We start from the raw sequence: 13,064 nt of genomic DNA on the forward strand, positions 1-13,064 counted from the left end.
TCGTGTCCTCCTGCTCGGGATGCTGTCGATGTCCAGCGCGCCGCATGCCGCCGAACCGCCGTTGGCCAAACGGGTCCTGGTGATCGGCCATCGTGGCGCCAGCGCGCTGCGGCCGGAGCACACCCTGGTCTCCTACGCCAAGGCGATCGCCGACGGCGCCGATTTCATCGAGCCGGACCTGGTGATGACCCGGGACGGCGTGATGGTGGCCCGCCACGAGAACGCGATCGACGGCACCACCGATGTCGCCGACCATCCGGAGTTCGCCGGCCGGCGCACCGCCAAGGTGATCGATGGCCACCGCGTCACCGGCTGGTTCACCGAGGACTTCACCCTCGCCGAGCTGAAGACCCTGCGCGCCCGCGAACGCCTGCCCGAGCTGCGCGGCACCGCATACGACGGCCAGTTCCAGATCCCCACGCTGGACGAGATCATCGATTTCACCGCCGCCGAGTCGGCCGCACGGGGCCGCCCGATCGGGCTGATCCCGGAGATCAAGCACGGCAGCTATTTCCGCGGCATCGGCCTGCCGATGGAGGACAAGCTGCTCGCCACGCTGGCGGCGCACGCATACACGCGCAGCGCACCGGTGGAGATCCAGTCGTTCGAGATCGGCAACCTGAAGTACCTGCGCGGGAAACTCGGCCACGCACATCCGAACATCCGCCTGCTGCAGCTGATCGACGACCCGGATGTGCGCCCCGGCGACGTGCTCGCCGCCGGCGGCGAACTCACCTATGCACAGATGATCACGCCGGCCGGGCTCGCGGCGATCGCCCGCTATGCCGATGCGATCGGGCCCGGCTACCAGGCGATCATTCCGTACACCGCCGATGGCCAACTGGGCAGCCCCACCGCGCTGGTCCGCAATGCGCACGCGGTGGGGCTGGAAGTGCACCCCTACACCTTCCGTCCGGAAAACACCTTCCTGGCGAAGGCGTTCTGGGAGGGCGACCACCCGAGCACGGTCAACGCCCGCGGCATGGTCGCCGAGCTCAGGGTCTATCTGGCCGCCGGCATCGATGCCTTCTTCACCGACGACCCGGCGCTGGGTCGCGAGGCGGTGGACACGCGCTGATCGCGCGCGGCGCGAGCCGCCATGTGACAGTTGTGTTTAGACGTCCGTTCTTGCGTACACACGGATGTAAACGAATCTTCACGGGCGGCGCCCATGCTTCCCGCGATCCGCCCCACGACGGCGGTCGTTCACCCCCATCTCCCACGTTGGCGACAGGTCCCCGGACCTGCGCGCCGAGGATGTCTACGCATGTCTTCCCGCTTTCCGCTACGCCGCACCGGCCTCGCGCTGGCCCTGTTCGCCGTTCTGCACGGCAACGTCTTCGCCACCGACGTCCCCGTCGCCGCACCGGCCGATGCGCCGGCGACGGCTGCCGACAACGCCAAGCAGCTGCAGACGATCTCGGTGGTCGCCACCGGCGAAACCCGCCAGGTGCAGACCATCGGCCGCGAGGACATCAAGGCCGCCACCCCGGGCACCAGCGCGCTGAAGGTGCTCAACGAGCTGCCGGGCGTGAACTTCCAGTCGTCCGATCCCTGGGGCGCCTACGAGTGGTCCACCACGATCAGCCTGCACGGCTTCGACCAGAGCCGCCTCGGCTTCACCCTGGACAACATCCCACTGGGCAACATGGCCTACGGCGTCACCAACGGCTTGCAGGTGACCCGCGCGATCAGCTCGGACAACATCGCCTCGGTGCAGCTGGCGCAGGGCGCCGGCGCGCTGGGCACGCCGTCCAGCTCCAACCTCGGCGGCACCGTGCAGTTCTACTCGGCCGACCCGGAGACGAAGGCCGGCGCGCGCGTCGACCAGGCGATCGGTTCGGACAACACCCGCCGCACCTACGTGCGCCTGGATACCGGCGATTTCCACGGCCTGTCCACGTACGTGTCGTACAACCACGCCAACACCGACAAGTGGAAGGGCTACGGCTCGCAGCGCTCCAACCAGATCAACCTGAAGTCGGTCTACCAGTGGGGCGAGGGCAACCGCATCAGCCTGTTCGTCGACAGCTCCAAGCGCAAGGAATACGACTACCAGGATCTGTCGCTGACCAGCCAGCGCGTGCTGGGCTGGAACTTCGACTACTACCAGCCGGACTGGAGCAAGGCGGTGCAGGCGGCGACCGCCTACCAGACCACCGGCCAGTACAACGGTGTGGCCAACGGCTACCCGAGCGCGCTGGCCGGGCTGCCCGCCGACTACGACTGGCTGGACGCCGACTACTACGCCGGCGGCGGCATCCGCCACGACAACCTGGCCGGGCTCAGCGGCAGCTTCACCCTCAGCGACAACCTGATCTGGAACCTGGGCACCTACTACCACGGCGACCGAGGCGAGGGTCAGTGGACCACGCCGTACACGCCGTCGCCGGCCAGTGGCGTGCCGCTGGCCCTGCGCACCACCGACTACGGCCTGGACCGCTACGGCCTGACCAGTTCGGTGCAGTACACGCTGGGCAACAACGACATCGAAGTGGGCGTGTGGGGCGAGAACTCGAAGAACAACATCGAGCGCAACTACTTCAACCTGTACGGCGCGTACACCGGCCTGTGGACCATCTACGACGGCGAGACGCCGTTCTACCGCGCGTTCCTGCAGCACTACAACTACAAGACGCGGATGGTGTACGCCGAGGACACCCTGCACCTGATGGATGGCCGGCTGACCGTGAACTTCGGTGCCAAGTCGCTGCGCTCCACCACCGACTCGGCCTCGCGGGTGCCGACCGGTGCCTACGCGCAGGGCAGCATCAAGGCCAGCGACGGCTTCCTGCCGCAGGCCGGCGTGGACTACCGCATCGACGACTTCCAGGACGTCTACGCCTCGTACAGCAAGAACATCAACGCCTACGGCGCGCTGCCGTTCGCCACCTCGCAGGCGGCGTTTGACGCCAGCAAGGGCACGCTCAAGCCGGAAGGCTCGCAGACGCTGGAAGCGGGCTACCGCGTGCGCGGCGCCACCTATGAAGCGGCGGCGGACCTGTACTACACGCGCTTCACCAACCGTCTGCTGCAGACCACGCCGTGCTCGGCCGTGCAGACCTGCGCCAGCCAGCTCAACAACGTCGGCAGCGTGGACAGCCGCGGCGCCGATCTGTCGCTGATCTGGCGTCCGATGGAGGGCATGCGCTGGCTCAACACGCTGTCCTACGGCAGCACCAAGTACCAGGACGATTACCTCAACGGCGGCGTGGTCGCGACCAAGGGCAAGTACGTGGTGGGCATTCCCAGCTGGATGTTCACCTCGGGCCTGAGCTACGGCGTGGGTGGCTGGAACTTCACCGTGGACGGCAAGTTCACCGGCAAGCGCTACATCACCTACACCAACGACTCGTTCGTGCCTTCGTACTGGCTGTTCAACGCCGGCGCGAGCTACGACTTCGGTGCGCTGGCCGGGCTGAGCGACCTGCGCCTGGCGCTCAACGTGACCAACCTCACCGGCAAGCACTACTTCGCCACCACCGGCACCAATGGCTACGTGGCGGCCGATCCCAACGGCTACAACCAGACCCTGCAGGCCGGTGCGCCGCGCCAGGTGTTCTTCAACGTCAGCGCCAAGTTCTGATGTCCGTCGCCGCGTCCGTTGCCGTGCATGCATGGCAGCGGACGCGGCGCGGTGGAACACCGTTGTCACATCCCCACGCGATTCTATCCGCGTCCTCCGAACTCCCCGTCGACGGCCACGGCTGCGCGACGGTTTCACGCGTCTAGCGAGATTCCCGATGAAACGTAGCCTGCTGCCGATGGCCCTGATGCTCGCGCTCACCGCCTGCCACCACGACACGCCGTCCGCGACCGGCAAGGTCCACGTTACGCTCGATGGCGTGGTCGGCGGCGCGGTGCCGGTGGCGGGCGTGCCGGTCACGGTCACCGACCATGCCGGCCAGCACACCGTATCCGCGGTGACCGATGCGCGTGGCCACTATTCGCTGGTGGTCGAAGGCAGCGGTCCGTTCGTGCTGACCGCGCCGGCGGCCGGCGGCGACGGCGCGCCGGTCACCTGGTCGGCGGCTTTCGTACCCACGGCCGGTCAGATGCAGGCGGTGGCGAACATCAACCCGGTCACCGCACTGGTCACCCAGCGCGCGCTGGGCGTCGTGCCGCAGGGCGCACCCGCGACCGCGCAGATGGTCGGGCTGACCGACGCCCGCGTCGCCACCGCCGCGAAGGAGGTCGCCGGCGTGCTGGCGCCGCTGTATGCCGCGTTCCAGGTGCCGGCGGCGCAGGCGGTCGACCCGGCCGTCGCGGCGGACTTCCAGGCCGGCGCCGACACCCCGCTGGCCCGGCTGCTGTCCGTGGTCCACTTCGACCTGCCCGAGGGCGCGGTCAGCGTCGGCAGCGATGCCGACCGCGCGGTGGTGTCGATCCCCGCCCACGGCACGCTCTCCGCCGCCGTGCCGACGACGGCGGCGACCTCGGCGCTGGCCCTGGCGAACGGGCCGACCACCACGCCGATCCAGCACGTGATCGTGGTGATCGGCGAGAACCAGACCTTCGACGGCCTGTTCGGTGGTTATGCGCCGCCGAAGGGGCAGACCGTGAACAACCTCCTGTCCGAGGGCATCATCAACGCCGACGGCACGCCGGGTCCGAACTTCGCGCTGGCCGCGCAGAGCCAGGCCAAGCCGCAGACCGGTTACACCCTGCAGCCCGAGCGCGCCGGTGCGTACGCCACGCTGCCGCAGCCGCAGCAGATCGGCGAGATGAACCCGGTGACCTTCCAGGCCGCCGGCGGCCTGCCGGACAAGCGCTTCCCCGCCGACCTGCCGAACGGCCCGTTCCAGATCACCCGCTACGTGCCCTACATCAATGCCGGCAAGAGCGGCCTGGACGCGGCGGTGCGTACCGGCGACCCGGTGCATCGCTTCTTCCAGATGTGGCAGCAGACCGGCGGCGACAACCACAAGCTGGACATGTTCACCTGGGTGGCCGACAGCACCGGGCAGGGCGGCGACACCAAGGGCGTGAGCCCGGCCAACCCGTCGCAGGGCGGCGAGCTGATGGGCTTCATGAACATGTCCGCCGGCGATGCGCCGCTGTTCGACGCGCTGGCGAAGCAGTACGCGCTGAGCGACAACTACCACCAGTCGATCATGGGTGGCACCGGCGACAACTTCTTCGCCATCGCCACCGCCGACGTGCCGTTCTTCAACCGCGACGGCAAGCCGGTGATGCCGCCGGCCAACCAGATCGAGAACCCGGAGCCGATGCCGGGCACGGACAACTTCTATACCCGCGACGGCTACGAGGGCGGCTCGTACGTGAACTGCGCCGACCCGAAGCAGCCGGGCGTCGCACCGATCCTGGCCTTCCTCGCGGAACGCCATGTGCCCAGCAAGTGCGCGCCGGACACCTACTACCTGGTGAACAACTACAACCCCGGCTACGACATGGACGGCAAGCCGCAGCCGATCGGTCCGGACAACTACAACTACCCGCCGCAGACCGTGCCGACCATTGCCGAGGCGCTGGCGAAGAAGGGTGTGAGCTGGAAGTGGTACACCGGTGGCCGCGACGCGGCGGACGTCGCCGCCGAGGCCGCCGCGTATCACGTGTCGGTCGCCAAGGCGCAGATGCTCCAGTACAACAACATCGGCGACCCGCTGGCCGCCTCGTCGAAGGTGATGGGCGACCCGGCGCTGAAGTCCGGCCTGGCCGGCCTGGCCACGTTCGACGCCGACATCGCGCATCACACCCTGCCGGCGGTGTCCTTCGTGGTGCCGAAGAACCTCGACAGCGGCCATCCGGGCTACTCCGCGCCGGCCAGCTATGAGGCCTTCCTCAAGGACCTGCTGGCCAAGGTGCAGGCCGACCCCCAGCTGTGGGCGCACACCGCGGTGCTGATCACCACCGACGAGGGTGGCGGCCACTTCGACACCGGCTACATCCAGTCCGTGGATTTCTTCGGCGACGGCCCGCGCATCTCGATGCTTGCCGTGTCGCCCTATGCCCGCAAGGGCGTGGTGGACCACGCCTACCAGGATCACGCCTCGATCCTGAAATTCATCGAGCGCAACTGGCGCCTGTCGCCGCTGTCCGCGCGCAGCCGTGACAACCTGCCCAACCCGGTGGTGACGCCTGCCAAGCCGTACCAGCCGATCAACGGGCCGGCGGTGGGCGACCTGATGTCGATGTTCCAGTTCTGATCCGAACAACCGGCGGCGGCACCCCGCCGTCGGCTGGCCCGATGCGTTGCTTCTCCAACACCTGGCTCGGCCCGCGTGCCGTCGTTGCCCTCGGGGCGGCGGCGGTTGCCGCGTGCGTGGTCGGTGGCGGGTCGGTCGCCGCCGCGAGCCGGCCGGCGGACACCACCCCGGTCGACGCGGCGATCCGCCAGTGGGTGCGTTATCCATCGACGCCCGGCCACCTGAGTGCGCAGGCCGAGCTGGGCAAAAGGCTCTTCTTCGATACCACCCTGTCGGCCTCGAAGCGGATGTCCTGCGCCAGCTGCCACAGCCCGGCGCACGCCTACGGGCCACCGAACGGACGCGCGGTGCAGCTGGGTGGACCGCACCTCGATCGCGCCGGCACCCGCGCCGTGCCCTCGCTGCGCTACCTCGACCACACGCCGCTGTTCAGCCTCGACGCCTTCACGCCGGGCTCGGAGGACGCCGAGTACGAAGGCCCGCGCGGTGGTTTCACCCGCGACGGCCGCGCCGCCTCGCGCCAGCAGCAGGCGGCGATCCCGCTGCTGGACCGCAACGAGATGGCCAATGCCGGTCCGCAGGCGGTGGTCGCCGCCGTGCGCGACGGTCCACATGCCGCGGCGTTCCGGCAGGTGTTCGGCGCGGACGTGTTCGCGCATCCGGCGCAGGCGTTCGCCGACGTCGGCGAGGCGCTGGCGGCGTTTCAGCGCGAAGACCCGAGCTTCCACCCCTACACCAGCAAGTTCGACGCGGTGATGTCCGGCCACGCCGGCTTCACCGCGCAGGAGCTGCGCGGCTACGCGCTGTTCAACGACCCGCGCAAGGGCAACTGCGCGTCCTGCCATATCGACGTGCCGGGGCCGGGCGGACGCCCCGTGCCGTTCACCGATTTCGCCTACGCCGCGCTCGGCGTACCGCGCAACCCTTCGATCCCGGCCAACCGCGACCCACATCATGTCGACCTGGGCCTGTGCGGCCCCTACCGGCGTGACTTGCAGGAGCAGGCGCGCTACTGCGGCATGTTCAAGACGCCGACACTGCGCAACGTGGCCACGCGCCGGGTGTTCTTCCACAACGGCGCCTTCCGTTCGCTCACCGACGTGGTCGCGTTCTACGTCCAGCGCGACACCGAGCCGGGCAAGTGGTATCCGCGGGCGCACGGCAAGGTGATCCCCTACGACGACCTGCCGCCGCGCTACCGCGGCAACGTCGACCGTACCGACGCACCGATGGATCGCGGCAAGGGTGCGATGCCGGCACTGGACACCCGCGAGATCGCCGACGTGGTGGCCTTCCTGCGCACGCTGGATGACGGGTATTCCGCGACGGCGGGCGGGCCGGCTACGCATCCCGACACGAATGCTGTGCGCGGCGCCACGACCGCACCCTAGCGGTGCGTGCTGGCCGGTGGCCTGGCGTGGCGTGGCGTGGGGCTAGGGCGCATCGCCGCAGGCGCATGAGTCTGGCGGCCGGCAGCCGAACTTCCCGAAGCCAACGCCCCGCTATGATCGGCCGCTTCTGCCACCACGGATGCCCGGCATGCATGCGAGCCCCGCTGAATCCGATTCCTCCCAGCTCCGAGCAGGCTTCCTTGCAATCACCGGTCTGGTGGCGACCGGCGCCATCCTCGGTGCCCTGCTGGCTGGATCGGGTGCAGCCGACGGCTGGCGCTGGCTGCACTGGATCTGCAAGCCGCTGGCGACGGTGCTGATCCTGGCGATGGCCTGGCGCGCGAGGCCGCCGCTGTCGCTGCGCTATCGCCGCCGTGTGCTGATCGGCCTGGGCCTCGCCCTGCTCGGCGATGTGCTGCTGATGCTGCCCGGCGACTTCTTCGTGCCGGGGCTGGCTGCGTTCCTGCTCGGGCATCTGGCCTTCCTCGCTGCATGGCTGGACGACAGCCGCTTCGCGGTGCGCCCGCTGGGGCTGCTGGCCTGCCTGCTGGGCGCCGTCGGCCTGTTGTGGCTGCTGTGGCCGCATGTAGCCGTACCGCTGCGCGTCCCAGTGGCCGTCTACGCGCTGGTGCTGGCGACCATGACGGGACAGGCGGTGGGGCGCGCGTGGCAGCACGCGTCCACCGGCGATGCCTTGGCGCTGCCGTCGCGTGTTGCCGCACTCGGCGCCCTGCTGTTCATGGCCAGCGACAGCCTGATCGCCTGGGATCGCTTCCGTCACGCCTTGCCGCTGGCCACGTTGTGGATACTCGGCAGCTATTACCCGGCGATCGGACTGATCGCGTGGTCGGTGCGTCGCGGGTCGACGGGCAAGCACGGATAGCCGGTCGCCACCGTCATCGGGTCCACCCCCGCGCGCCGGCCCACCCCGCCAGTGGCACCAGGCCGATCGCCACCAGCAGCACCGCGCCCTGCAGCAGCGGGGCCACCGGGTTCGCCGCCTTCAGGTTCTCGAGCATGATGAACAGGCCGACATCCTGCGCCAGCACCCCGAGCAGGGAGGCGATCAGCAGACCGGTCGCCCAGCGCTTGCGCAGCAACAGGCCGAGGCAGCCGAGTGCGCCGCCGACGACGGCGATGCCGGTGGCGGCGATGGCCCACAGCGGGCGTTCCCGATAGAGCATCTGCTGCGCGTCGGGCAGCTTGGCGATGTCCTCCGGCCTCAACTGGAGATCGGCGACGAAGGCCACGCAGCCGGCCAGGTTCCACAACAGGGCGGCGGTGGCGACGACGTAGAACCACACCGGGGGCTTGTTCACGGGGCATCCTCCAAAAGTGCGAGCCGGTCGATCGTGGCGGATTAGAGCGCCCGGTCGCGCCTCGCGGTCAAGTGGCGGCGCACGGTGGACCGAGCGGCGGTCGCCGGATCCCGGGCATCCCGGCCGGCGCTAGCGGCTGAACTCGGTCGGTTGTTCCAGCTGCAGGATCGCGTCCTGCAGATCGTCCATCTTCCTGCCCAGGATGGCCTGCGCGTCGTAGAGGCCGCGGTTGTAGAAGTACGCGCCGATCTCCCGGCCGACGAAGTCGAGCAGGAACTCCGCGTCGAACTGGCCGATGCGCTGTTTCAGCTCCTCACTGAAGTAACCCTGGATCCTGCGCACCAGGATCGCGCGCTCGTCGGCGGTGAAGGCGATGTCGGTCATGGGGGATAGGTCACCTCGTCCGTGGGTCGAGGACATGCGGGTGGTTCGGGAGAGCGGGTGGAGGGCGCGGGTTTCCGTACCCTCCGCTGTCGCCATCACCGGCGTGGTGCCGGAGCTGGCGCTTGGCTCCCGGCAGCGAAAGGAGCCGGCGTCAGGCAGCTGCCTCCTTGTGCCGGTCCGGCAGGAAGAACAGCACCAGCAGACCGATCAGGCTGAGTATTCCGAGGGCGCCCCACAACGGCGAGTGGCCCTTTGCCTTCGCGTACTGGCTGCATCCCCAGATGAACACGCCGAGCCCCACCAGCGCGATCAGGACACCGAGGTCTTCGCTCCCCGACTCCATGAGCACGCGGCCGATGATCGAGCCGATGAGGCCCAGGCCGACGCCGATGTTGGTGGTGCGCTTGTACTCTGCAAGCATGTCTTTCCCCTTGGTGACACGTCCCTGAGCACCCCTTGTGCGGGACGTGTTCCCGGATGGTCGGTGGAGCGGGCCGACCGGTCAATCGACACCCGCTCACGTGCGGGCCCGATAAAGCGAAAGGCGCGGTTGCCCGCGCCTTTTGCCTTCCTGCCGACGATATCGCCTGGCGACTCAAGCCTCCAGCAGCGGCGGCTCTTCGTCTGCGGCTTTGTCCGCGTGATGGTCGGTGGACAGCAGCATGTAGAACGCCGGCACCACGAACAGGGTGAACAGCGTGCCGATGGCCAGGCCGGTGGAAATCACCAGACCCATGTTGAAGCGGCCTGCCGCGCCGGCGCCGGAGGCGATCACCAGCGGCACCACGCCCAGCACCATCGCCGCAGTGGTCATCAGGATCGGGCGCAGGCGCACCGCGGCGGCGTGCTCGATCGCCTCGCGCTTGCCCATGCCGGCCAGCTGCGAGTGGTTGGCGAACTCCACCATCAGGATGCCGTGCTTGGAGATCAGGCCCATCAGGGTCACCAGCCCCACCTCGGTGTAGATGTTGAGGCTGGTGAACAGGTTGACGAAGATCAGTGCGCCGAACAGCGCCAGCGGCACCGACACCAGGATCACGATCGGATCGCGCAGGCTGTTGAACTGCGCGGCCAGTGCCAGGAACACGATGATCACCGCGAACAGCAGGGTGCCGCCGAAGCCGCCCGACTCCTTCTCGAACTGCCGCGACTGGCCGGCGTAATCCACCGTGTAGCCGGTCGGCGCCACTTCCTTCACCAGTCCCGCGAGGTACTGCAGGGCCTCACCCTGTGACATGCCGGACACGCCGGAGATGGTCGCCGAGTTCAGCTGCTGGAAGTGGTTGAGCGAGCGCGGCACCACCTCGTGCTTGATCTTTGCCACGGTGGAGGCCTGGATCACCTTGCCGCCCGGCGTGTTGAGGTAGTAGTTCAGCACCTGGTGCGGATTGAGCCGGTCGACCTGCAACACCTGCGGGATCACCCGGTACGAACGACCGGAGATCGAGAAGTAGTTGACGTAGCCGCCGCCCAGCGCCGCGCCGAGCGAGGCACCGACGTCCTTCTGGGTCAGGCCCAGCGAGGTGATCATGTCGCGGTCGAACGACACCGTGGCCTGCGGCTTGTCCACCTTCAGGTCCGAATCGATGAAGTAGAACTTGCCGCTGGCCTGGGCCTTGGCCAGCACCTCGCTGGCCACCTCGTTGAGGTTCTGGAACGGCTCGGTGGTGGTGATCACCATCTGGATCGGCAGGCCCGAGGCGCCGGGCAACGGCGGGAACTGGAACGCCGCCACCTTGGCGCCGGCGATGCCGTTCCAGGCGGCCTGCAGCTCCTGCTGCAGCTCATGCGCGCTGCGGCTGCGCTGGTCCCACGGCTTGAACAGCACGCCGCCGATGCCCTGGTTGGTGGTCGGCACGCCGGTGAGCTGGAACATCTGCTCGTACTCCGGCAGCTTCTTCGCCGCCGCATACATCTGCTCGGCGTACACGTTCATCTGCTGCGCGGTGGCGTTCGGCGCGCCGACGATCTGGCCCGCGACGATGCCCTGGTCTTCCTCCGGCGCCAGCTGCGACTGCGCGGTCATGCCCAGCGCGATGGTCGCCAGCAGCAGCAGGCCGGACATCACGATCACCACCGACCAGGTCGACAGCGTGCCGTGCAGCATGCGCTTGTAGCCGTTCTGCACGCGCTCGAACTGGTGGTCGATGAACTTCACGAAGCGGCCTTCGTCCTGGTCGCCGCGGAAGAACGTCGCGCACATCATCGGCGACAGCGTCAGTGCCACCACCGCCGACACCGTGACCGCACCGGCCAGGGTGAAGGCGAACTCGGTGAACAGCGCACCGGTGAGGCCCTTCTGGAAGCCGATCGGCACGTACACCGCGATCAGCACCACGGTCATCGCCAGGATCGGCCCGCCCAGCTCGCGTGCGGCCAGCAGGGCCGACTGCAGCGGGGTCTTGTGTTCCTCCTTCATGTGGCGGTCGACGTTCTCCACCACGATGATCGCGTCGTCCACCACCAGGCCGATCGCCAGCACCAGGGCGAGCAGGGTCAGCAGGTTGATCGAGTAGCCCAGCGCCAGCATCACGAAGAAGGTGCCGACCAGCGACAGCGGCATCGCGATCACCGGGATGATCACCGCGCGCAGGCTGCCGAGGAACAGGAAGATCACCAGGGTGACGATCACCAGCGCCTCGACCAGGGTCTTGATCACCTCGTCGATCGAGCTGTTCACGAACTCGGTGCCGTCGTAGACGATCTCGCCGGTAAGGCCGCTGGGCAGCTGGTGCTGGATCTCCGGGAACGCCTCGCGCACCTGCTTGGCCACGTCCAGCACGTTGGCGTCGGGCGCCACCTTGATGCCGATGAACACCGAGCGCTTGCCGCTGAACGCCACGTTGAAGTCGTAGCTGTCCGAGCCCAGCGTCACCTTGGCCACGTCCTCGAGCCGCACGATGGAGCCGTTGACCTGCTTGACCGCCAGCTGCTTGAACTGCTCGACGGTGTGCAGGTCGCTGTCGGCGGTGAGGTCGACGGTGACCGCCTGGCCCTTCGACGAACCGACCGCGGCGAGGTAGTTGTTGGCCGCCAGCGCGGTGTTGACGTCCGCGGCGGTGACGCCGTGCGCGGCCATCCTGGCCGGGTCGAGCCAGGCGCGCAGCGCGAAGTTGCGCGCGCCGAGCAGCTCGGCGGTCTGCACGCCGGGGATCGAGTCGAGCTTCGGCTTGACCACGCGCGAGAGGTAGTCGGTGATGTTGTTGGTGGGCAGCACGTCGCTGTAGAAGCCCATGTACATCGCGTCGACAGTCTCGCCGGTCTGCACCGTGAGCACCGGCTGCTGGGCCTGCGGCGGCAGCTGGTTCTTCACCGAGTTCACCTGGGTGGTGATCTCGGTGAGGGCACGGTTGGCGTCGTAGTTCAGGCGCAGCGTGGCGGTGATGGTCGACACGCCCTGCACGCTGGTGGAGGACAGGTAGTCGATGCCCTGCGCCTGCGAGATCGCCTGCTCCAGCGGCTGGGTGATGAAGCCCGCCATGGTCTGCGCGTCGGCGCCGTAGTAGGCGGTGCTGACGGTGACGGTGGCGTTCTCGGTTTCCGGGTACTGGCGCACCGTGAGGCTGGTGACGGCCTTCAGGCCGAGCACCAGGATCAGCAGGCTGACGACGATCGCCAGGACCGGCTTGTTGATGAACAGGTCGGTGAATTTCATGGGGCGTAGGGTCCGCTCGCAGTCATCCGGGTGAATCGCGTTGTCTTCGCAGCGTCTGCCAGACAAGGCGCGCGCCGCAGCGCCATAGCATCGCTATGGCCAAGGTGCGCACCGCCGGCTGGCGGGCGCTGCGGAGCAACCCTCGGGG

The 13,064-nt window shown here is 68.4% G+C and carries 9 protein-coding genes; 5 read left to right on the top strand and 4 right to left on the bottom strand.

Annotated elements, in window-relative coordinates; translation table 11 throughout:
- Positions 1–28 precede the first annotated feature (28 nt).
- The 5 genes from ATSB10_RS15335 (at position 29) to ATSB10_RS15355 (ending at position 8,441) form a co-directional block, all read left to right on the top strand.
- Complete coding sequence (locus tag ATSB10_RS15335) at positions 29–1,078, top strand: glycerophosphodiester phosphodiesterase (RefSeq protein WP_236886439.1); 1,050 nt, start codon at positions 29–31, stop codon at positions 1,076–1,078.
- A 93-nt stretch (positions 1,079–1,171) separates the two neighbouring features.
- Positions 1,172–3,586: a TonB-dependent receptor family protein gene (locus tag ATSB10_RS15340; RefSeq protein ID WP_425478130.1), complete on the top strand. Its 2,415-nt coding sequence runs from the start codon at positions 1,172–1,174 to the stop codon at positions 3,584–3,586.
- Between the two features lie 157 nt (positions 3,587–3,743).
- Positions 3,744–6,167, top strand: coding sequence for an alkaline phosphatase family protein (locus ATSB10_RS15345; protein ID WP_063673614.1), 2,424 nt, complete (start codon positions 3,744–3,746; stop codon positions 6,165–6,167).
- 41 nt (positions 6,168–6,208) lie between these two features.
- On the top strand, positions 6,209–7,558 hold the full coding sequence (locus ATSB10_RS15350) for a cytochrome-c peroxidase (RefSeq protein WP_063673615.1): 1,350 nt from the start codon (positions 6,209–6,211) through the stop codon (positions 7,556–7,558).
- A 148-nt stretch (positions 7,559–7,706) separates the two neighbouring features.
- The gene (locus ATSB10_RS15355; RefSeq protein WP_083966251.1) at positions 7,707–8,441 is read left to right on the top strand and encodes a lysoplasmalogenase; all 735 of its coding nucleotides are present in this window, start codon (positions 7,707–7,709) and stop codon (positions 8,439–8,441) included.
- A 13-nt stretch (positions 8,442–8,454) separates the two neighbouring features.
- Here the strand turns inward: ATSB10_RS15355 and ATSB10_RS15360 are convergent, their stop codons facing one another.
- The 4 genes from ATSB10_RS15360 to ATSB10_RS15375 form a co-directional block, all read right to left on the bottom strand.
- Positions 8,455–8,877 carry a hypothetical protein gene (locus tag ATSB10_RS15360; RefSeq protein ID WP_063673616.1) on the bottom strand — a complete coding sequence of 141 codons (423 nt, stop codon included), beginning with the start codon at positions 8,875–8,877 and terminating at the stop codon, positions 8,455–8,457.
- A gap of 129 nt (positions 8,878–9,006) precedes the next feature.
- Complete coding sequence (locus ATSB10_RS15365) at positions 9,007–9,261, bottom strand: DUF2164 domain-containing protein (RefSeq protein ID WP_063673617.1); 255 nt, start codon at positions 9,259–9,261, stop codon at positions 9,007–9,009.
- Between the two features lie 151 nt (positions 9,262–9,412).
- Positions 9,413–9,682: a hypothetical protein gene (locus ATSB10_RS15370; RefSeq protein ID WP_063673618.1), complete on the bottom strand. Its 270-nt coding sequence runs from the start codon at positions 9,680–9,682 to the stop codon at positions 9,413–9,415.
- 174 nt (positions 9,683–9,856) lie between these two features.
- Entirely contained in the window at positions 9,857–12,916 is a 3,060-nt protein-coding gene (locus ATSB10_RS15375) for an efflux RND transporter permease subunit (protein ID WP_063673619.1), read from the bottom strand.
- Between the last annotated feature and the right edge of the window lie 148 nt (positions 12,917–13,064).

It is taken from the genome of Dyella thiooxydans (assembly GCF_001641285.1).
Lineage (GTDB): Bacteria > Pseudomonadota > Gammaproteobacteria > Xanthomonadales > Rhodanobacteraceae > Dyella_A > Dyella_A thiooxydans.

Bases quoted from the DNA above. Each gene is read 5' to 3' on its own strand.
- ATSB10_RS15345 (WP_063673614.1), top strand. From the start codon at position 3,744: ATGAAACGTAGCCTGCTGCCGATGGCCCTGATGCTCGCGCTCACCGCC.
- ATSB10_RS15335 (WP_236886439.1), top strand. From the start codon at position 29: ATGTCCAGCGCGCCGCATGCCGCCGAACCGCCGTTGGCCAAACGGGTC.
- ATSB10_RS15365 (WP_063673617.1), bottom strand. From the start codon at position 9,261: ATGACCGACATCGCCTTCACCGCCGACGAGCGCGCGATCCTGGTGCGC.
- ATSB10_RS15370 (WP_063673618.1), bottom strand. From the start codon at position 9,682: ATGCTTGCAGAGTACAAGCGCACCACCAACATCGGCGTCGGCCTGGGC.
- ATSB10_RS15340 (WP_425478130.1), top strand. From the start codon at position 1,172: ATGCTTCCCGCGATCCGCCCCACGACGGCGGTCGTTCACCCCCATCTC.
- ATSB10_RS15355 (WP_083966251.1), top strand. From the start codon at position 7,707: ATGCATGCGAGCCCCGCTGAATCCGATTCCTCCCAGCTCCGAGCAGGC.
- ATSB10_RS15350 (WP_063673615.1), top strand. From the start codon at position 6,209: ATGCGTTGCTTCTCCAACACCTGGCTCGGCCCGCGTGCCGTCGTTGCC.
- ATSB10_RS15375 (WP_063673619.1), bottom strand. From the start codon at position 12,916: ATGAAATTCACCGACCTGTTCATCAACAAGCCGGTCCTGGCGATCGTC.